Source organism: Muricoprocola aceti, from assembly GCF_025567005.1.
GTDB lineage: Bacteria > Bacillota > Clostridia > Lachnospirales > Lachnospiraceae > Marvinbryantia > Marvinbryantia aceti.
In genome coordinates this window covers 1-19,810 of sequence record NZ_JAOQKE010000012.1, presented here as the reverse complement: position 1 = coordinate 19,810, position 19,810 = coordinate 1, and the positions used below count along the sequence as shown (strand labels likewise).

The following is a 19,810-nucleotide window of genomic DNA, read 5'->3' as shown; positions in this document are numbered from 1 at the left end:
GCTATACTGTTAGAAAAGTGCTGATTTCTCTGGCGGAAATTAGTACGATGTTAGGAAAACTGACAAGGAGTGGAGAAAAATATGAGAACATTTAATAAATCAACAAAACTCGACCACGTTTGTTATGATATCAGAGGACCTGTCCTGGATGAAGCGAATCGTATGGAAGAAAATGGTGAAACTATTCTGAAACTGAATATTGGTAATCCGGCACCATTTGGATTCCGTGCACCGGATGAAGTGGTAAAGGATATGATGATGAATCTGACCAGTACCCAGGGATATTCTGATTCCAGAGGACTGTTTTCTGCGAGAAAAGCGATCATGCAGTACTGTCAGATCAAGGGAATTCCAAATGTGGGGATGAATGATATCTATACCGGCAACGGTGTCAGTGAAATGATTACCATGTCTATGCAGGCATTGCTGAACAATGGAGATGAGATTCTGGTTCCGGCACCTGATTATCCACTCTGGACAGCATCTGTATCACTGGGAGGAGGTACGCCGATACATTATATGTGCGATGAACAGGCAGACTGGAACCCGGATATTGATGACATTAAGAAAAAGATCACAGACCGTACAAAAGGAATTGTCATCATCAATCCGAACAATCCGACGGGTGCAGTATACAGCAGAGAAATTCTGGAAGAGATTGTACAGGTGGCAAGGGAACATCAGCTGATTATTTTTGCGGATGAGATCTATGATAGACTGGTGATGGACGGTGTGGAGCATATCTCGATTGCATCCCTCTGCCCGGATCTGTTCTGTGTAACCATGAACGGACTGTCCAAGTCTCATCGTATTGCAGGATATCGTGTGGGATGGATGTGTCTGAGTGGGGATAAGTCTTATGTAAAAGGCTATCTGGAAGGAATCAATATGCTGTCTAATATGAGACTCTGCTCCAATGTGCCGGCACAGTCTGTAGTACAGACGGCTCTTGGCGGTTATCAGAGTTCTCAGGAACTGCTGATACCTGGAGGACGTGTTTATGAACAGAGAGAGTTTATCTATAAGGCATTGAACAGCATTCCAGGTGTATCAGCGGTGAAACCAAAGGCAGCGTTCTATATTTTCCCGAAGCTGGATGTGGAACGGTTCAACATTACAGATGATGAGCAGTTTGCCTTTGATTTCCTGAGAGAGCAGAAAGTACTGGTTACTCATGGAAAAGCTTTTAACTGGCCGGATCCGGATCACTTCCGTGTGGTATACCTTCCAAGAAAAGAAGTGCTGGAAGAGACCATGAATAAACTGGAACTTTTCCTGAGTAAATACAGACAGAAATAGGCGGGCAGTGAATGTTAGAGATGTTTTATCCAGATGAGTATCTGGATTCTACCTATAATATAGATTTTGAAGAATGGTATCAGAGAGGATACAGAGGGATCCTATTTGATATTGATAATACGCTGGTGCCCCATGGGGCACCGGCAGATGATCGGGCAAAGGTATTGTTTGAGAGGCTGCGCAGCATAGGATTTCAGTGTTGTCTGATCTCTAACAATCAGCTGCCACGGGTGAAGCCTTTTGCTGATGAAGTGGGAGCAATGTTTTTGGAGGATGCACACAAGCCTTCCAGAAAGGGCTATCAGATGGCTATGAAGAAGCTGGGAACGACCACAGAGAATACGTTGTTTGTGGGAGATCAGCTGTTCACAGATGTATATGGAGCCAGGAGAACCGGGATTACCAGTATTCTGGTAAAGCCGATTCACCCAAAAGAGGAGATCCAGATTGTGCTGAAGCGTTATCTGGAAAAAATCGTACTCTTTTTCTACCGGAGAAAGTGCCGGGCAGAGAAAAGGAAAGAAAGGATTTAAGGATCAATGAAGGGTTATTATACAAAGGCGTATGCCGTACTGGATGAGAAAAAAGCAGATGCGATTCTGGTATCTGATGGATATAATATGCGTTATTTAAGTGGATTTCGCGGAGCTACCGGTTATCTGTACATTTCAAAGAAAAGACAGGTACTGATGACAGATTCCCGTTACACGACTATGGCAAAAGAGGAAGCACCAGATTTTGAGGTACAGGAGATTGCTACCGGTCAGACTTATGGCCAGATGGTATATGCACTGATTGCCGAAGAAGGTGCACAGCATGTAGCTTATGAAGACGCTTATATGTTGTGCAAGACTTATCAGGGACTGCAGGAAGCCTGCGAAGGAAAGATTGATATTCCACTGGGAGATTCTCTGGATCTGCTTCGTGCAGTGAAAGAAGAATGGGAACTGGAATATCTGGCCAGAGCAGAATCAATCGGAGATCAGGCATTTACCCACATCCTAGATGTATTAAAGCCTGGTATTACCGAACTGGAAGTGGCAGCGGAACTGGAATATTTTATGAAGACACATGGAGCAGAGAATTTAAGCTTTGAATCTATTGTGGCATCTGGTCCGAACTCTGCCATGCCTCATGCGATGCCGTCTGGCCGTAAGCTGGAAAAAGGCGACTTTGTTACCATGGACTTTGGATGTCTGTATCAGGGCTACTGCTCCGATATGACCAGAACTGTGATGATTGGCAAGGCAAATGACAAACAAAAAGAGATTTACAATACAGTACTGGAAGCACAGCTGGCAGCCCTGGATGCATTAAAGGGTGGCATGCGTGGATGTGACGTGGATAAAGTGGCGAGAGATATCATTGCCAAAGCGGGGTATGGAGAATATTTTGGACATGGACTGGGACACAGTGTAGGATTGTATATTCATGAAGAACCACGCCTGTCCATGCTTTGCAAAGAAACCATTCTGCCGAATATGATCGAAACCGTAGAACCAGGTATTTATGTGCCGGGATTTGGTGGTGTCAGAATTGAGGATATGGTAGTTGTCACAGCAGAAGGATGCCGTAATCTGGCACATTCTCCGAAAGAATTGATTGAATTATAGAAAAAAAACTTGAAATGAATGATATTATATTATACAATTAATCGTATCTATGGGAAGAGGATGCAACCCGTATTCGTAATCTAAGGAGGAATATTTGAATGATATCAGCAGGAGATTTTAGAAATGGCGTAACACTGGAGATCGAGGGAAATATTTACCAGATTCTGGAATTCCAGCATGTAAAACCTGGAAAAGGCGCTGCTTTCGTTAGAACCAAATTAAAAAACATTATCAACGGTGGTGTAGTAGAAAAAACTTTCAGACCAACTGAGAAGTTCCCTGCAGCACGTATCGACCGTGTAGATATGCAGTACTTATACTCAGATGGTGACCTGTTCCACTTCATGAACGTTGAGACATATGATCAGATCGCACTGAGCCAGGAGGATATCGGTGATGCACTGAAGTTCGTAAAAGAGAACGAAATGGTTAAGATCTGTTCACACAACGGCAATGTATTCGCTGTAGAGCCACCTCTGTTCGTAGAACTGGCTATCACAGACACAGAGCCAGGATTCAAGGGTGATACAGCTACAGGTGCGACCAAGCCAGCTACTGTAGAGACAGGCGCAGTTGTATACGTTCCACTGTTCGTAGAACAGGGCGATGTGATCAAGATTGACACACGTACAGGAGAGTACCTGTCCAGAGTATAGAATAACATATGATATTTCGCAAAAAAGGATCTCAGAATTTTCTGAGATCCTTTTTTTGACAAAAATCCACAAATAATAACAAAATAAACCCATTGCATATGTGATGGAATTATGCTACTATAAGTGATGTAAAACTTCTGAATAATTCTCGTGCATTCGCACAATATTTCCAAGCAGTTTTATGAAAGATTATAAGAAAAGAGGACAAAGATTTGAAGTATGAAGAATTTGTCGGCTACGTGCAGACCAAAATCGAAGAAAAACTGGGAGAGGAGGTGCGAGTGGAACTCCATCAGGTAATCAAAAACAATTCTGTGGAACTCGACGGACTTTCTTTCTATGGCAAAGACAATCATATGGCACCAACGATTTACCTGAATGATCTTTATGCAGAGTATGAGGATGGAAAGACCATGCCGGAAATTGTGGACAAGATCGTCAGTCTGTATCAGAATGCCGTTACCACAGAAAATTTTCGGGCAGAGGATTATCTGGACTTTGAAAAAGTAAAGGAACATCTGGCCTGCAAGCTGATCAACCGGAAAAAGAATGAAAAGCTTCTGCGGGAGGTGCCGTATCAGGATTTCCTGAATCTGGCTGTGGTAGCCTATTATAAAGTAGAGGATGAGATCATTGGCAAAGCGACTATTCTGGTTCGGAAAAGCCACTGTAAAAGCTGGGGTGTGGAAGAGGAAGAAGTAATTCGGTGTGCCAGAGAAAACACACAGAAAATCCTTCCGGTTAAGTTCCTTGGAATCGGAACAATGCTGGAGACATATGGATATCACCAGGAAGCAACCATACCAATGTACATACTGACCAATGAAGAAAACTATTTTGGGGCGTCTGCCATGATCTTTGACAGTGTACTGGAAAAGATCGGAAAGGCACTGAAAGATGACTTCTGGATTTTGCCGAGCAGTATTCATGAATGCATTATCATTCCGGCCGGATGCGCCATGCCGCCAGATGAGATGACAGATCTGGTAAAAGAAGTAAATCAGAAAGAAGTATCTGTAGAGGAATATCTGTCTGATCAGATCTATTATTATCAGACTGCCATGCACCGCCTGGCCGGAGTAGAGGTATGCAGCACCACAGAAGGAGAATCATAAGTCTTGACTTTTGATTAATTCTATTGTACTATAATGATTGTTGTGGACTGTCCATATTGCACCTGTAGCTCAGGGGATAGAGCAGTGGTTTCCGGTACCACGTGTCGGGGGTTCGAATCCCTCCAGGTGCGTTAAAACAAATGAACAGGAGGCAGAATTATTATGGACGATATCAGAGAGTGGATCTCAGATAATCTGAGATACATATTATTAGGAGTTGCCTTGATTTTAGTGATTATTCTGGCCGTGACAGGTATCAGAGCAATCAGTCATCTGGGTAAGGGAAGTAGTTCCACAAAGGCTGAGACGGAGAGTGAAACATCCGCAAGCACAGATACCATTGTAGATGGAAGTGCTTCATCAGGAACACTGGTGCAGAATGATGCAGATGTACTTACCGTGATGACTTCCTATTATACAGCAAAGACAAATAAGGATCTTGAGACATTAAAGAAGCTGGATCCGTCACTGGATGAGACAGAGGAAAAAGCAAATCTGGACAGCAGTTACGTGGAAAGCTACAGTAACATCAAGACCTACTCCAAACAGGGACCTGCCGATGACAGCTGTGTAGTCTATGTATGCTATGATGGAAAGGTGCAGAACATTGATACACTGGTTCCAAGCCTGACGCAGTTCTATCTGAAGAAAGGTGCAGATGGCAGCTATGTGATCACAGATCCTACAGGAGACCAGGCTGCAGAGAGTTTTATTGAAGAGACCAGAAAGAGCACAGAAGTGCAGAATCTGATCGATACCGTAAACAAAGCGTGCGAGGATGCGAAGAACTCCGATCCGGTACTGAAAGAGTTTATGAGTAAGTATGGCAATTCACAGGATGGAGAAGCAGAGACAGAGACAGAAGCTCAGTCAGAAGAACCGGCAGAGATGGTTGCCAATGATTCCTGTAATGTACGTTCTGAGCCGAGCACAGAGTCAGATGATAACGTAATTGGTGGTCTGACGATTGGTGACAGTGTAACAAAGCTTGGTGAGACAGATGATGGATGGACAGAGATTGACTTCTATGGTCAGAATGCTTATGTAAAGAGTGAATTCCTTTCCTCAGCAGATGCGACTGACAGCACTGATGCATCCGATCAGAGTGATGAAGCTGATTATTTCTCACCAGATTATAATGCAGATGCGACTCCGGAGACAGAGGCAGCAGCATAAGAGAAAGATACAAGGCCTGCGAGAGATCGCAGGTCTTTTTAACATATTTGACGAGGGGAGAAAGAAGATGAATAAATTACGAATCGGTATTATTGGATGTGGAATTCAGGGAAAATTTTATCGTGACATTATTGATGGGGTGGATCTGGAGCGATATGGGATCAAAAAGGCTCCGGGCAATTGTAAAGTGACGGCAGTAACGACATCCAATTCCGATACAGCGAAAACATTTCAGGAGATTCCTGGAATAACCGTTTTTAAAAACTGGAAAAAGCTGATCGAGAGTGACTGCTGTGATGCAGTGATCATTACATTGCCGCATCTGCTTCACCATGAGCCTGCCATGTATGCATTGGAACATGGCAAGCATGTACTTTGTGAAAAACCGATGTGTATTCGACTGTCTGATGCAGAAAAACTGGTACAGGTGAAGGAAGAGCATCCGGAGCTTACGCTGGCTATGATGTTTAACCAGCGTGCCAATCCGTTATATCGCTCCATCAAAGAAATGGCAGAAAAGAAAGAACTGGGCAGTCTTCGTCGTTCTAACTGGCTGATCAATGACTGGTGGAGACCAGACCAGTATTATACCAGCGGTCCATGGAGAGGATCTTACAGCAAAGAAGGGGGCGGGATCCTGGTAAACCAGCTTCCTCATAATCTGGATCTGTGGGCATGGATCTGCGGAGCACCGAAAAAGATCTTTGCGAAATGCATTCAGGGAGCTTATCGGGATATTCCGGTAGAGAACGATATTACCATTGTGGCGGAATATGAAAACGGAGTTACCGGAACGATTGTATCCTGTACTCATGATCCACTGGGCACCAACCGTCTGGAACTGGATTTTTCAAAGGGAAAAATCATTCTGGAAAATGGAAAGAAACTGACAATATACCGTTTCCATCAGGATGAGAAGGAATGGAACCATACTTATGATCATTATACTTTCCAGAATATGAAGCGGGAAAATGAAGCTGCCCTATATGACATGGAAATTCGGGAAGTGGAGACTACGTATGGCAATGATCACAGCGAAGCACTGCGCAATTTCGCAGAACATATTCTGAGCGGAGAAGCTTTGTACAGTGATTACCAGGATGGATTACTGGAAAATCAGATTGCAGCAGCAGCCCAGCTTTCCGGATGGACTGGAAAAGAGATCTGTATGCCTCCGAAAGAAGAGGAATACGATGCAGCCATGGATGTGCAGATCGCAAAAGAACAGATAAAGTAATAATTCATAAATTCGATAATACTAATCATAATAATCTGTATGCCAGAGACGGAAAAATGCTTGTCACAAAAAAACGAAGCGTATATAATAATGTCAGACAAGGGCGTCAGAGATCGAGCAGGTAGACCTTCGTCTACCTGTTTTTATTAGCCCGGATTTAAGGAGGATATGAAAAATGTCATACGTTGATGAGGTAATTGAACAGGTAGTGAAAAAAAATCCAGCAGAACCTGAATTCCATCAGGCAGTAAAAGAAGTTCTGGAGTCCCTGAGAGTAGTCATCGAAGCAAATGAAGAAAAATTCAGAAAAGATGCATTACTGGAAAGACTGGTAGAACCAGAAAGACAGATCAAGTTCCGTGTACCTTGGGTAGATGATAAGGGACAGGTTCAGGTCAATACCGGATATCGTGTACAGTTTAACAGTGCAATCGGACCTTACAAGGGAGGATTAAGACTTCACCCATCTGTAAACTTAGGTATCATCAAATTCCTTGGATTTGAGCAGATTTTCAAGAACTCTCTGACAGGTCTGCCAATCGGTGGTGGTAAAGGTGGATCAGACTTTGATCCTAAGGGTAAATCAGACAGAGAAGTGATGGCATTCTGCCAGAGCTTTATGACAGAGCTGAGCAAATACATCGGGGCAAACGAAGATGTTCCTGCAGGTGATATCGGAACAGGCGCAAGAGAAATCGGTTATATGTATGGACAGTATAAGAGACTGACAGGTCTGTATGAAGGTGTCCTGACAGGTAAGGGACTTTCTTATGGCGGATCTCTTGCAAGAACAGAAGCTACCGGATACGGTCTGTTATATCTGACACAGGAGCTGTTAAAACTGAATGGTAAAGAACTCAAAGGTATGACCGTTGCTGTTTCCGGATCAGGTAACGTTGCAACTTATGCAATTCAGAAAGCACAGCAGCTGGGAGCAAAGGTAGTAACCTGCTCTGATTCCAATGGATGGGTATACGATCCAGAAGGAATCGATGTAGCTGCATTAAAAGAAATCAAAGAAGTAAATCGTGCACGTTTGACAGAATACAAGAAATATCGTCCAAATTCAGAATATCATGAAGGACGCGGCGTATGGAGTGTAAAAGTAGACCTGGCTCTTCCATGTGCAACACAGAATGAACTGCATCTGGAAGATGCACAGCAGCTGGTAGCAAACGGCGTAACTGCTGTATGCGAAGGTGCTAATATGCCTACCACACTGGAAGCTACTGAATATCTGCAGAAGAATGGTGTTATCTTTGCACCAGGTAAAGCTGCCAATGCCGGTGGTGTAGCAACATCCGCTCTGGAAATGTCACAGAACAGCGAGAGACTGAGCTGGACATTCGAAGAAGTAGACAGCAAGCTTCAGCAGATCATGATCAATATCACACACAACATGGTAGATGCTGCAAAACGTTATGGAATGGAAGGCAACTATGTGGCAGGTGCCAACATTGCAGGTTTCGAAAAAGTAGTAGATGCTATGACCGCACAGGGTATTGTATAAAAGCGCAGATTGTAATAAAAAAGAAGAAAAGTAAAACAGGAGGCTGTGGAAACCCACAGTTTCCTGTTTTTTCTTATGCAAAAAAGAAAGTAGTGCAATCAGAATTCATCATAATAAAAAATTTGCCAAACCTCCATATCTTTGCTATACTAAAATTTGAAATTTTGGAAAAAATAGAAAAAAATCGATGAAAAAAGAAGCTCATTGATGAGAGACAAGTAAAAGAGGAATGAAAAAATATGTGCGGTATAGTTGGATTTGTTGGAAAACAGGGAAATAAAGAACAGGTGCTGGATGATATGATGAAGGTGATTGTTCATCGTGGTCCGGATTCCGCAGGAAAATATGTGAATGATCAGGTGGCTCTGGGATTTCGTCGCCTGAGCATTATCGACCTGGAAAACGGATCTCAGCCAATGTTTAATGAAGATGGAGAAGTAGGCATTGTATTCAACGGAGAGATCTACAACAGCCCGGAATTAAGAGAACGATTTCTGGCTAAGGGACATGTCTTCAAGAACAGTTCGGATACAGAGACGCTGATTCATGGCTATGAAGAATATGGTGAGAAACTGGTGCATGAACTGCGTGGAATGTTTGGATTTGCCATCTGGGATAATAAGAAAAAAAGACTGTTTATGGCAAGAGACTTTTTCGGAATCAAGCCAGTCTATTATGCAATGGTTCGCGGAAATCTGGTATTCGCATCTGAGATTAAGAGTATTCTGGAATTCCCGGGATTCAAAAAAGAAGTCAATAATGAGGCTCTGGAAGAATATCTGTCTTTCCAGTATTCCAATCTGACAGAGACCTTTTTCAAAGGAGTATATCGTCTCCTTCCAGGACATTATCTGACTTATCAGAATGGTGAGATGAATGTGACACAGTACTTCGATCCGACGCTGGAGCCTGTATCCAAGGACAGCCAGGAAGAGCTGGTAAAGAAACTGACTGATGTGCTGGAAGATTCTGTGGACAAGCATATGCTGGCAGACGTTGAAGTAGGTGCGTTTCTTTCCAGCGGTGTAGATTCCAGCTATATTGCTGCAAAATATTCTGGAAAGAAGACCTTTACGGTTGGATTCTTTGATAAGAATAATCAGTACAGTGAGACACAGTATGCAGAAGAATGTGCCAAGTTCCTGGGTCTTGAGAACTACAGTCATCAGATTACGGAAGAGGAATACTGGGGTGAGATGCCAAAGATCATGTATCATATGGATGAACCGCTGGCAGACCCGGCAGCTATTGCGCTGTATTTTGTAGCACGGGAAGCGGCAAAGCAGGTAAAAGTAGTCACATCAGGAGAAGGCGCAGATGAATTCTTTGGCGGATATACCATTTACAGAGAGCCATTGTCTCTGCGCTGGATGAGCTGGCTGCCGAAGAGCTGGAGAAAGAGCATGGCCAATCTGGCAGAGAAGCTGCCGGAAGGTATGAAGGGACGTAGCTATATTATCCGTGCCAGCAAGTCTGTGGAAGAACGGTTTATTGGAAATGCTAATATTTTCACTGAAGATGAACGGAAGAAACTGCTGAAGATAAAGACCAATGCACCTTCACCGGAAGCACTTCTGGCTGAAAAATATAAGAAGATGAGTAAATATGACGATACGACCAAGATGCAGTACATTGATCTGACTAACTGGCTTCCGGGAGATATTCTGTTAAAAGCAGATAAGATGAGTATGGCACATTCCCTGGAACTGCGTGTACCATTCCTGGATAAAGAAGTGTTCCAGGTGGCCAGACAGATTCGTACCAATATGAAGCTGAAGGATAAGACAACCAAGTTTGCATTCCGTCGTGTGGCTGAAAAATGTCTGCCGGAATTCACTACAAATAAGAAGAAACTGGGATTTCCGGTGCCGATTCGTGTATGGTTAAAAGAAGATACCGGATATGGAAAAGTAAAAGAAGCATTCCAGAGCCCGGCAGCAAAGAAATACTTCTATACCGAACCGATTATGCGCCTGCTGGATGATCACAAAAACGGAGTAAAAGACAACAGCCGTAAGATTTGGACTATCTATTCTTTCCTGGTATGGTATCAGGTATTCTTTGAAGATGAGAAGAAGGCTGCATAGGAGGATATATGACAAAAGAAGAATTTCAGAAGCTGGCAGAGAAGGCAATACTTCTGGACGGAGCCACCGGTTCGAACTTGTTCGTAATGGGGATGCCAAGAGGAATCTGTTCGGAAGAGTGGATTCTGGATCATCCGGATGTGTTGGTCGAACTTCAGAAGGCTTATGTAGAAGCTGGAAGCCAGATTCTGTGTGCACCGACGTTTGGCGCAAATCGTTTTAATCTGAGCAGTCATGGACTGGGCGCACAGGTAGAAGAGATGAATCATGAACTGGTAAAGATCAGTAAAAAAGCGGTGGATGGCAAAGCATATGTGGCTGGAGATGTGACGGCTATTGTGAAGATGATCGGTATGTCACCGGAAGCAACTTATGAAAAAGCCATGGAGCGCTATAAAGAGCAGATGAGATATCTGGTGGATGCAGGCGTAGATGTGATCCTGATGGAGACTATGACCAGCATGGATGAAGCGATGGCTGCACTGGAAGCAGCGCAGCAGGTATGTGATCTGCCGGTACTTTGCAGTATGACGATTGATGCAGATGGCAGCATTTACGCAGGCGGGCATATCTTCGAAGCGGCAGAAACCCTGCAGGAGATGGGAGCAGATGCCGTGGGCATCAATTGTTCCGTAGGTCCGGAACAGCTGGTATCTATCGTAGAAGGACTGAATCAGAGGCTTCATATTCCAATGATTGTTAAGCCCAATGCAGGTATGCCGAAGATCTCCGATACTGGTGAAGCAAGCTATGATATGACCCCGGAGCGTTTTGGAAGGAGCATGAAAGTGCTGCTGGAAAAAGGCGCAAAGATTGTAGGTGGATGCTGTGGCACTACACCGGACTACATTCGTGAACTGAAAAAAATAATATAAAGAATCACGAAAAGCAGATAATGGCATCGGGAAATGATTTCAGGATCAATCTCGATGCTCATTTTTTATCGATCAGATTCATATGGCGGATCAGCCGGATGCCCTCCCCGGTCTTTCTGCATGCATCGCTGAATGCTGTCACGGGAGGTACCCCAGTCTTTATCTCGATTTCGATAGTCATATTTTTCGGTAAACCATAACACTTCCTCTTCCAGACGCTTCAGATTTTCCTGCATGAGCTGAAAAAGTGCAGGATAGAAGGCGTCCTTTTCTTTATTTCCCAGCTTGCTGTCAGCCAGATCAGTCAGATCACCGAAGTGAGTCAGGCAGAAGCCTTTGCTGTGCTCAAAAAGTTCTTTAAAGGAAGGATCCTTTTTGTACAATTCAAAGAAAGTATCCAGATAACGTTCATAATCAGAACGGATATGGTCACAGATATAACAGCGGGAGGTCTGATTCTGCACCCACTGACCGATGGAAGTGGCGGGTGTATCTTCCGATCTGCTCTTTTTCAGCCGTTTCATCAGGCCGCTTTTCCCAGGAGTAAACTTCCTGATTTCAGTATCCAGATCTGCATTTAATTTGTGAAAATGGGTGCTCAGGATCAGAGCGGCGCCCAGGCGGTTGCCATAATCGTAAAGCTTCTTATAATGATGGCGGCAGAAACCGGCTGCATCAGTCTGGGAACGGATATCGTCTTCCATATAAGAAGCTCCGCTTCCCAGAACAAAATCAATGGAATGCTTCTCAATCTGACGTTCCAGAAAACAGAACGGACATTCATCTTCGGAACGGAAAGCATCCATCAGAGGAATGGTATAAATAGACTCTTTCATGACCGTATCTCCTTATTTTCTCATATAAAACCAGTATAGGCGAGTGTTGAAATTATTGCAATGAAATGTTATACTTAATAAATTATTGAGGAGTGTGGAAAAATACTTATGCATAACAATCGAATGCAGTCAGAGTTTGAACAAAAAGATGAGAACAGGCCTGTCAGGCTGAATAAATACTTAAGCGAAGCCGGAATTTGCTCCAGAAGAGAAGCAGACCGGCTTATTGAGATGGGAAAGGTTCTGGTGGATGGACAGGTGGCTGCCACAGGGCAGAAGGTGCTTCCGACTCAGAAAGTGATCGTGGAAGGACAGAGGGCAGAACGGGAAAAAGAGATGATCCTGTTGGCGGTGAACAAGCCACGGGGTGTGCTTTGCAGTACAGATGACAGGTGGGGGGATACTACCATTGATGCATTTTTGAAGTATCCGAAGCGGGTGTTCCCGATCGGAAGGCTGGATAAGGACTCTGAAGGTCTGCTGTTGATGACAAATCATGGAGATATTCTGAATAAAATCATGCGGGCGGGAAACTATCATGAGAAAGAGTATGAAGTAGAGATTGACCGCCCGGTGACGGAGAAGCTTATTCGAAAGATGCAGCAGGGGGTATGGCTGAAGGAACTGGAACAGATGACCAGGCCATGTGAAGTGAAGAAGATTGGGGAGAAGAAGTTCTCCATTATCCTGACCCAGGGACTGAACCGACAGATTCGCCGGATGTGCCAGACCTGTGGCTGTAAAGTGCTGCGGCTGAAGCGGGTGCGAATTATGAATATTACGCTTGGAAATCTGAAGACAGGGGAGTACCGGGAAGTGACCGATGCGGAAATAGAAGAATTATATGAAAGAATAAAGGAATCCAGATCATGAAAGACAGAATTGACGAATTACGGGAAATTATCAATTATCATATTGATCGTTATTATAATCAGGACGATCCGGAGATCACAGATTATGAATACGATATGCTGATGCAGGAACTGAAGAAGCTGGAAGCAGAGCATCCAGAGCGGATTACGCCAGATTCTCCCACACAGCATGTGGGTGGAACGGCTAAGAGAGAAGCTGGTGTGCTGGTGCGTCACAGAGTGCCGATGCTCAGCCTTCAGGATGTGTTTTCCAAAGAAGAAGTCATGCAGTTTGTGGAGAGTATGCAGCAGCAGTTAGATCATCCGGAATTTGTAGTTGAGACGAAGATTGATGGGTTGTCTATGGCGATTCGTTATACGGACGGTGTCATGACGACAGCCATTACCAGGGGTGATGGTATTATCCAGGGCGAGGATGTCACAGAGAATGCCAGGGTAATCAAAGATGTGAAGAAGAAGCTGAAGCATCCGATTCCATATATTGAGATTCGTGGGGAGGTTTACATGACCAATGAAGCCTTTGATGCAGTGAATGCAAAGCAGGAACTGCTGGGAAAGAAGACCTTTGCCAATCCACGAAACTGTGCAGCAGGAACTCTGCGTCAGCTGGACAGCAAGATCACGAAAGAGCGAAATCTGTCTATGTTTATTTTCAATATTCAGGAGACGCAGGGACGTACCTTTACAACCCATACAGAAGGGTATGAATATTTAAAGAGCAATGGTGTGAAAGTGATTGAAAATTATCAGGTCTGCACCACAGGAGAAGAAGTCTGGGAAGCGATTCAGAAGATCGGTGAGCAGCGTGGAAAACTGGGATATGATATTGACGGTGCAGTGGTGAAGCTGAATAATCTGCAGGACCGTGTGACGGTGGGGGAGACATCCAAAGTACCAAGATGGGCAGTGGCATATAAATATCCACCGGAGGAAAAAGAGACTGTACTGCGGGATATCGAACTGTCCGTAGGACGGACTGGAAGAATCACACCGACGGCGATTTTTGATCCGATTCGCCTGTGTGGTACCAGCGTATCCAGAGCTACACTGCATAACCAAGATTTTATTGATGATCTGGATATCGGTATTGGAGATACGATTGTAGTATATAAATCAGGAGAGATTATTCCGAAGATCAAGTCGGTGGTAAAAGAAAAACGACCGACAGGCACCGTCAGATTCCAGATCCCGGATCGGTGTCCGGTATGTGGAGCACCTGCAGTGCGGGAGAAAGAGACTGCAGATATCAAGTGTACCGGCATCAGCTGCCCGGCTCAGAAAGAACGCCATATTATCAATTTTGTGGGCAGAGATGCCATGGACATTAAGGGCTTTGGTGAGAATTATATTGTAGAACTGGTACGCCAGGGATATCTGGAAAATGTGGCAGATATCTTCACTTTGAAAAACTATCGGGATGAGCTGATCGAAAAGGGGCTGATCGGAAAGGAAAAAAATACGGACAAGCTGCTGACAGCCATCGAAGAATCCAAGAAAAAAGAGCCTCAGCATTTGCTGGCAGGGCTCGGCATCCCGAATGTAGGAAAAGCAACTGCAAGAGAGCTGATGCAGTATTTTGGCTCTATGGAGAAGCTGGAAGCGGCCACTGTGGAAGATCTGGAACAGGTACCGGATATTGGCCAGATCAGTGCATGCTCTATCTATGATTTCTTTGCAGATGAAGACAATCGCAGACTGCTGGAAAAGATGGCAGCAGAAGGCGTGAAGATGGAGACAGAAGTAACGTCAGAAGGCGGTGTACTGACGGGAAAGACTTTTGTAGTGACTGGAACGCTTCCGACAATGGGAAGAAAAGAGGCTACGGACAAGATCCTTCAGTATGGAGGAAAAACTGCCGGATCGGTTTCCAAAAAGACGGATTATGTACTGGCTGGAGAGAATGCAGGCAGCAAGCTGACAAAAGCACAGCAGCTTGGAGTTCCGGTGATTACAGAGGAAGAATTCCTGGATATGATCGGAGAAGCACACGAATAAAAGGCAGTTAAGAGAAAGAATCGAGGAGCTCGAGTGGAAAAGAAAAAACAGTTTTTGATGAAGCAGAAAGAGCATCTGAACCGCGGTAAAAGAGGCATTTTAAGCGTGATCTTTGGAAGAACCGGTATTTTGCTGATACTGATCCTGTTGCAGATCGGATTGCTGCTGGTTGGATTCCGTTTTTTGAGTAATTATGTATTTGCTATTTATGGCGGAGCGATGGTACTGGGGTTTTTGCTGTCCGTATATCTGATTAATCAGAAGGGGAATCCGGCATTTAAGATTGCCTGGATGGTACCGATCCTGACTGTTCCGGTATTTGGTGCATTGTTTTATCTGTACTTTCATCTGCAGATGGAGAGCCGTCTGCTGAATCAGCAGGTGGTAAAGGAAGTAGCCAGAACGGCAGAGCTTTCGGAACAGAAGGAGGAAGACCGTGCAGCGCTGGAGAAAGAGTCCCCTCAGGTAGCGAATATGGTATCTTATCTGAGAAAGGTGAGCAACAGTGCTGTGCATACGAATACTACGGCGAGCTATTATCCCAGTGGGGAAAGTGCATTTGATGTGATTTTAAGAGAACTTTCCGCAGCAAAGCACTATATTTTTATTGAGTTTTTTATTGTAGATCAGGGATATATGTGGGAGACCATATTGGAGATTCTGCGTGCAAAGGTGAAAGAGGGAGTGGAAGTGCGGATCATGTATGATGGCATGAGTGATTATTTCAGGCTTCCGATTCACTATGCCAGACACCTGAATGAAGAAGGAATCAAGTGTCAGGTATTTTCACCAATTGTGCCGCTGCTGTCTACTGTGCAGAACAACCGGGATCACAGAAAGATTATGGTGGTGGATGGTCACACTGCATTTACCGGTGGAATTAATCTGGCAGATGAATATATCAATCAAAAGGAGCGGTTTGGCTACTGGAAGGATGCCTGCCTGATGCTCAAAGGGGATGCAGTCCAGGACTTTACCCTGATGTTCCTGCAGATGTGGAATGTGGTAGAATACGTGAAGCTGTCACGGGCAGAAAGGGAGAATGCGCAGAATCATCTTCTGGATGAATACCGCAGATATATTCAGATGCCGATTCCAAAGTGTGAAGAAGCAGGGAAAGGATTTGTCATACCATATGATGATAATCCACTGGATGATGAACAGGTAGGTGAACTGGTATATCTGGATATCCTGAATACTGCGAAAAAATATGTACATATTATGACTCCGTATCTGGTGTTGGATCATAATATGATGGTAGCGCTGACTTATGCAGCCAAGCGAGGGGTGGATGTGAAGATTATCATGCCCCATATTCCGGATAAAGAATACGCATTTATACTGGCTCGTACGTTTTATAATGAACTGCTGGAAGCAGGAGTGGAGATCTATGAATTCCTGCCAGGTTTTGTACATTCTAAAATATTTGTTTCGGATGATGAAAAAGCGGTAGTGGGAAGCATCAATATGGATTTCCGCAGTATGTATCTCAGCTTTGAATGCGCAGCATTCCTGTACAGGAATAAAGAGATTCATACTATAGAAGAAGATTTCCAGAATACATTGAAAGAATGCGAGAAGGTTACAGGAGAAGTATATCGAAGTCAGCCGTTATGGAAAAAACTGGCGGGCAGCCTGCTGAGACTGTTTGCGCCGTTGATGTAAGTAAAAGAATGGAGAATAGAAATAATGCCAATTAAAGTACAGGGCGAGCTGCCCGCAAAAGAAATCCTGGAACGGGAGAATATATTCGTCATGGACGAGAACCGGGCGATCCATCAGGATATCCGTCCGATTAAGATCGCCATATTGAATCTGATGCCACTGAAAGAGGAGACAGAGCTGCAGCTGCTGCGTTCTCTGTCTAACACACCGCTTCAGATCGATGTGACATTCTTGATGGTGAAAGGGCATGAATCTAAGAATACTTCCACCAGCCATATTAATAAATTCTATGAGACCTTTGATTCAGTGAGAAAGGAAAAGTTCGATGGAATGATCATCACCGGTGCGCCGGTGGAACAGATGCCATTTGAAGAAGTAGACTACTGGGAAGAACTGACTCAGATCATGGAATGGACGAAGACTCATGTGACTTCCACCATTCATCTGTGCTGGGGGGCTCAGGCAGGGCTCTATTATCATTATGGAATCAGGAAGCGTATGCTGGATCATAAGATGTTCGGTCTGTTCTGGCACAAAGTCCTGAACCGGAAGATTCCACTGGTACGTGGATTTGATGATATGTTCCTGGCACCACATTCCAGACATACCGAGACACCGATTGAAGAGATTCGGAAATGCAAGGATCTGATCATACTGGCAGAATCTGAAGAAGCAGGTGTATTCCTGACTATGACACAGGACGGACGCCAGATCTTCATCATGGGACATCCGGAATATGATCGTGTGACACTGGATGGGGAATATAAAAGAGATGTCAGTAAGGGACTGCCAATCGATCTGCCGAAAAATTATTACCGGGATAATGATCCGCAGAATGCACCATTGCTGATGTGGCGAGCACATGCCAACAATCTGTATACCAACTGGCTGAATTATTACGTATACCAGATCACACCATATAACCTGATGGGAACACCGGATTTTACAGGGAAAAACGCCGAAAATAAGGGAAAATAGAGAAACGGGAAAATCACATAGCGGTTGCTTACGTAGAAGATCGGAGACGGTCTTCTTTTTTGGGGATGTTTTCAAATCATCTTTGAGAAAAAGAGGCGATTATCCTGCAGTTGGCTTGCCTTTAATCTCGTCATCCGTGTAGGGGAATTGAATAGGCAAGCCCATTTTTTTAAAGCGGTGATGCTTTTTCTTGTGTAAAGTGGAGTTAGGAAGTATAATAAAATCAGTTCTTTTACATAATTTTAAAAGCTATAATAAGGAAATCGGCAAAACAGATGAAAGTCTGGGACGCAAAGCTACAGGGCCTGTAAAATGGCAGCCAGTTGCATGAAATGAGGGGGCACTGTCTGTTTGGCAGTGCTTTTTTATATAGAGGATGCAAGGACAATCCCGATCATTGCCATGACAGCAAATGCTTTTGTGGAAGACAGGAAAAGGGCATTTGATGCCGGCATGAATGGACACATTGCAAAACCGATTGATATGGAGAAACTGAGAGCGGTCATTTTTTCTGTATTGAATAAACAGGAAAACTGACAGACTGGGAAGAACAAAAGATTATGTTTGAGCATTTTTGCAATTATTATGCTGCTTTTTGTATCAGCTTCTGTTTATGCGTCTGAAATGAAAAGTGATGAGAAAACAACTCAGGCAATGGAGGAAGAAAATAAAACGGTGAGAGTTGGCTATTTCCCATATGCCAATTTTCAGGAAAGCGGTTATGGGGAACATAAGCAGGGGGCAGGCTATGAGTATCTTCAGAAAATTTCTTATATAACCGGCTGGAAGTATGAATATGTTTATGGTTCATTTAAAGAGTGTCTGGATATGCTGGCAGATGGAGAAATAAATATACTTGGAAGTGTCAGTTATACACAGGAAAGAGCAGAATCTATTGATATGAGTATTTTAATATCTGTCATCACAAAATATATAGAACAATGATTCATTTACCATGGCGGATGCTGCAACACTATATACAGCAGGTTTTTGTGACTGGTTTGATAATGAGAGAATTCGAATTTGGAGGTAAAATTATATGATACAACTTGATAATTTTGTTAGTATGATGACAGGACACTTTGATAACAAAGAGCAATTTGATATGATGCAGGCTACAGGAAAAATATATCCTTATGCGGAACATGTAAATACCGTTTGTAATGATAAAATAAAAAATCTTCCTAAGGATTTCAATGGTAAATTTGTTGTTGAAGAAAGTTATTATGAGACCAATGGCAAACGCCATGCGTCACCACATCTTTTTCTTATTACTGAAAATGAGGAGGGGATTCTGCTTTCCTCATATGAAATTCCAGAAGGAGAAGACAAAAATACATTTTCATACAAGACTATGAAAAATGTAGATTATAGTGAATTGAAAAAATCCGAAAAGTTTACTCCAGCACTTTATCATGAAAAGAATGGCGTTTGGGAAGGGGGCAGCACAAGCCAGTTTTCACCAGTCATGACATTTAAGCTTTGGGAAAGGTTTTCTAATAGTTTTTTGGAAGTATCTGAAAGCATGGAAATTAATGGGAAGAGGACATTTGGATATGATGATCCAATCGTATATAAGAGAGTAAGAGCTGGCGTTGAAAGCAAATACAATAGTCAGGGACAAAGGGAAAGCTGAAAGAAGTTTTGAGGTTCTCATGAGAGTTGATAATAAGCCCTTTTTGTGCTATCTTATAAGTATAAACTGATAATTGCGAAACAAGTTCGTAATCTTTATTTTAACAACAAAAATGCCGTATTTTGATATGCTCCCCATATGGTAGACAATGGAAATATCCAAAATCTATCATATGAGGAGTATTTTTATGTCTAAAAAGAAATATAGCAAGGAATTCAAATTGAAGGTGTTAAAGGAACATGAAGAGGGAGCTTCTTTTT

Annotated in this window: 18 protein-coding genes, 1 tRNA gene and 1 riboswitch; of the genes, 18 read left to right on the top strand and 1 reads right to left on the bottom strand. The window is 43.5% G+C overall.

The window, feature by feature from the left end; genetic code table 11:
• Positions 1-81 precede the first annotated feature (81 nt).
• From OCV47_RS09875 to OCV47_RS09825, 11 genes are all read left to right on the top strand, one after another.
• Positions 82-1,299, top strand: a complete 1,218-nt coding sequence (locus OCV47_RS09875) for an aminotransferase class I/II-fold pyridoxal phosphate-dependent enzyme (protein WP_117447567.1) — start codon at positions 82-84, stop codon at positions 1,297-1,299.
• Positions 1,300-1,310: 11 nt separating this feature from the next.
• Positions 1,311-1,832: a YqeG family HAD IIIA-type phosphatase gene (locus tag OCV47_RS09870; protein ID WP_262654917.1), complete on the top strand. Its 522-nt coding sequence runs from the start codon at positions 1,311-1,313 to the stop codon at positions 1,830-1,832.
• A 6-nt stretch (positions 1,833-1,838) separates the two neighbouring features.
• Complete coding sequence (locus tag OCV47_RS09865; protein WP_262654916.1) at positions 1,839-2,912, top strand: M24 family metallopeptidase; 1,074 nt, start codon at positions 1,839-1,841, stop codon at positions 2,910-2,912.
• A 98-nt stretch (positions 2,913-3,010) separates the two neighbouring features.
• Positions 3,011-3,568 (top strand): elongation factor P, encoded by a 558-nt coding sequence (gene efp / locus OCV47_RS09860; protein ID WP_117447566.1) that lies wholly within the window; start codon positions 3,011-3,013, stop codon positions 3,566-3,568.
• Between the two features lie 212 nt (positions 3,569-3,780).
• Entirely contained in the window at positions 3,781-4,683 is a 903-nt protein-coding gene (locus OCV47_RS09855) for a DUF5688 family protein (protein WP_117447565.1), read from the top strand.
• A gap of 58 nt (positions 4,684-4,741) precedes the next feature.
• Positions 4,742-4,814 (top strand) — tRNA-Arg (locus OCV47_RS09850).
• Between the two features lie 31 nt (positions 4,815-4,845).
• Positions 4,846-5,859: an SH3 domain-containing protein gene (locus OCV47_RS09845; RefSeq protein WP_262654914.1), complete on the top strand. Its 1,014-nt coding sequence runs from the start codon at positions 4,846-4,848 to the stop codon at positions 5,857-5,859.
• A 67-nt stretch (positions 5,860-5,926) separates the two neighbouring features.
• Positions 5,927-7,096, top strand: a complete 1,170-nt coding sequence (locus tag OCV47_RS09840) for a Gfo/Idh/MocA family protein (protein ID WP_262654913.1) — start codon at positions 5,927-5,929, stop codon at positions 7,094-7,096.
• A 175-nt stretch (positions 7,097-7,271) separates the two neighbouring features.
• Positions 7,272-8,606, top strand: coding sequence for an NADP-specific glutamate dehydrogenase (gene gdhA / locus OCV47_RS09835; RefSeq protein ID WP_117447562.1), 1,335 nt, complete (start codon positions 7,272-7,274; stop codon positions 8,604-8,606).
• A gap of 239 nt (positions 8,607-8,845) precedes the next feature.
• Positions 8,846-10,693 carry an asparagine synthase (glutamine-hydrolyzing) gene (asnB, locus tag OCV47_RS09830; RefSeq protein ID WP_262654911.1) on the top strand — a complete coding sequence of 616 codons (1,848 nt, stop codon included), beginning with the start codon at positions 8,846-8,848 and terminating at the stop codon, positions 10,691-10,693.
• Positions 10,694-10,701: 8 nt separating this feature from the next.
• Positions 10,702-11,568, top strand: a complete 867-nt coding sequence (locus OCV47_RS09825) for a homocysteine S-methyltransferase family protein (protein ID WP_262654909.1) — start codon at positions 10,702-10,704, stop codon at positions 11,566-11,568.
• A gap of 65 nt (positions 11,569-11,633) precedes the next feature.
• Here the strand turns inward: OCV47_RS09825 and OCV47_RS09820 are convergent, their stop codons facing one another.
• On the bottom strand, positions 11,634-12,404 hold the full coding sequence (locus tag OCV47_RS09820) for a DUF6062 family protein (protein WP_262654908.1): 771 nt from the start codon (positions 12,402-12,404) through the stop codon (positions 11,634-11,636).
• Positions 12,405-12,512: 108 nt separating this feature from the next.
• On the opposite strand from OCV47_RS09820, the gene OCV47_RS09815 reads away from it, so the two are divergent.
• From OCV47_RS09815 to OCV47_RS09785, 7 genes are all read left to right on the top strand, one after another.
• Positions 12,513-13,277 (top strand): pseudouridine synthase, encoded by a 765-nt coding sequence (locus OCV47_RS09815; protein WP_262654907.1) that lies wholly within the window; start codon positions 12,513-12,515, stop codon positions 13,275-13,277.
• Positions 13,274-15,271 (top strand): NAD-dependent DNA ligase LigA, encoded by a 1,998-nt coding sequence (gene ligA, locus OCV47_RS09810; RefSeq protein WP_262654906.1) that lies wholly within the window; start codon positions 13,274-13,276, stop codon positions 15,269-15,271. The genes OCV47_RS09815 and ligA overlap by 4 nt, the downstream gene beginning before the upstream one ends.
• 57 nt (positions 15,272-15,328) lie before the next feature.
• Positions 15,329-16,936 (top strand): cardiolipin synthase, encoded by a 1,608-nt coding sequence (gene cls / locus OCV47_RS09805; RefSeq protein ID WP_256299435.1) that lies wholly within the window; start codon positions 15,329-15,331, stop codon positions 16,934-16,936.
• A gap of 24 nt (positions 16,937-16,960) precedes the next feature.
• On the top strand, positions 16,961-17,914 hold the full coding sequence (metA, locus tag OCV47_RS09800) for a homoserine O-acetyltransferase MetA (protein ID WP_117447557.1): 954 nt from the start codon (positions 16,961-16,963) through the stop codon (positions 17,912-17,914).
• 255 nt (positions 17,915-18,169) lie between these two features.
• A riboswitch (cyclic di-GMP riboswitch) is annotated at positions 18,170-18,245 on the top strand.
• 26 nt (positions 18,246-18,271) lie between these two features.
• Positions 18,272-18,451, top strand: a complete 180-nt coding sequence (locus OCV47_RS09795; protein WP_262654980.1) for a response regulator — start codon at positions 18,272-18,274, stop codon at positions 18,449-18,451.
• 27 nt (positions 18,452-18,478) lie between these two features.
• Positions 18,479-18,859, top strand: a complete 381-nt coding sequence (locus OCV47_RS09790) for a transporter substrate-binding domain-containing protein (RefSeq protein WP_262654905.1) — start codon at positions 18,479-18,481, stop codon at positions 18,857-18,859.
• A gap of 94 nt (positions 18,860-18,953) precedes the next feature.
• Entirely contained in the window at positions 18,954-19,550 is a 597-nt protein-coding gene (locus OCV47_RS09785) for a hypothetical protein (protein WP_262654904.1), read from the top strand.
• Positions 19,551-19,810 lie beyond the last annotated feature (260 nt).

Bases quoted from the DNA above. Each gene is read 5' to 3' on its own strand.
- cls (WP_256299435.1), top strand. From the start codon at position 15,329: ATGAAGCAGAAAGAGCATCTGAACCGCGGTAAAAGAGGCATTTTAAGC.
- OCV47_RS09825 (WP_262654909.1), top strand. From the start codon at position 10,702: ATGACAAAAGAAGAATTTCAGAAGCTGGCAGAGAAGGCAATACTTCTG.
- ligA (WP_262654906.1), top strand. From the start codon at position 13,274: ATGAAAGACAGAATTGACGAATTACGGGAAATTATCAATTATCATATT.
- OCV47_RS09875 (WP_117447567.1), top strand. From the start codon at position 82: ATGAGAACATTTAATAAATCAACAAAACTCGACCACGTTTGTTATGAT.
- OCV47_RS09785 (WP_262654904.1), top strand. From the start codon at position 18,954: ATGATACAACTTGATAATTTTGTTAGTATGATGACAGGACACTTTGAT.
- OCV47_RS09840 (WP_262654913.1), top strand. From the start codon at position 5,927: ATGAATAAATTACGAATCGGTATTATTGGATGTGGAATTCAGGGAAAA.
- metA (WP_117447557.1), top strand. From the start codon at position 16,961: ATGCCAATTAAAGTACAGGGCGAGCTGCCCGCAAAAGAAATCCTGGAA.
- OCV47_RS09870 (WP_262654917.1), top strand. From the start codon at position 1,311: ATGTTAGAGATGTTTTATCCAGATGAGTATCTGGATTCTACCTATAAT.
- OCV47_RS09845 (WP_262654914.1), top strand. From the start codon at position 4,846: ATGGACGATATCAGAGAGTGGATCTCAGATAATCTGAGATACATATTA.
- OCV47_RS09815 (WP_262654907.1), top strand. From the start codon at position 12,513: ATGCATAACAATCGAATGCAGTCAGAGTTTGAACAAAAAGATGAGAAC.
- OCV47_RS09865 (WP_262654916.1), top strand. From the start codon at position 1,839: ATGAAGGGTTATTATACAAAGGCGTATGCCGTACTGGATGAGAAAAAA.
- efp (WP_117447566.1), top strand. From the start codon at position 3,011: ATGATATCAGCAGGAGATTTTAGAAATGGCGTAACACTGGAGATCGAG.
- asnB (WP_262654911.1), top strand. From the start codon at position 8,846: ATGTGCGGTATAGTTGGATTTGTTGGAAAACAGGGAAATAAAGAACAG.
- OCV47_RS09820 (WP_262654908.1), bottom strand. From the start codon at position 12,404: ATGAAAGAGTCTATTTATACCATTCCTCTGATGGATGCTTTCCGTTCC.
- gdhA (WP_117447562.1), top strand. From the start codon at position 7,272: ATGTCATACGTTGATGAGGTAATTGAACAGGTAGTGAAAAAAAATCCA.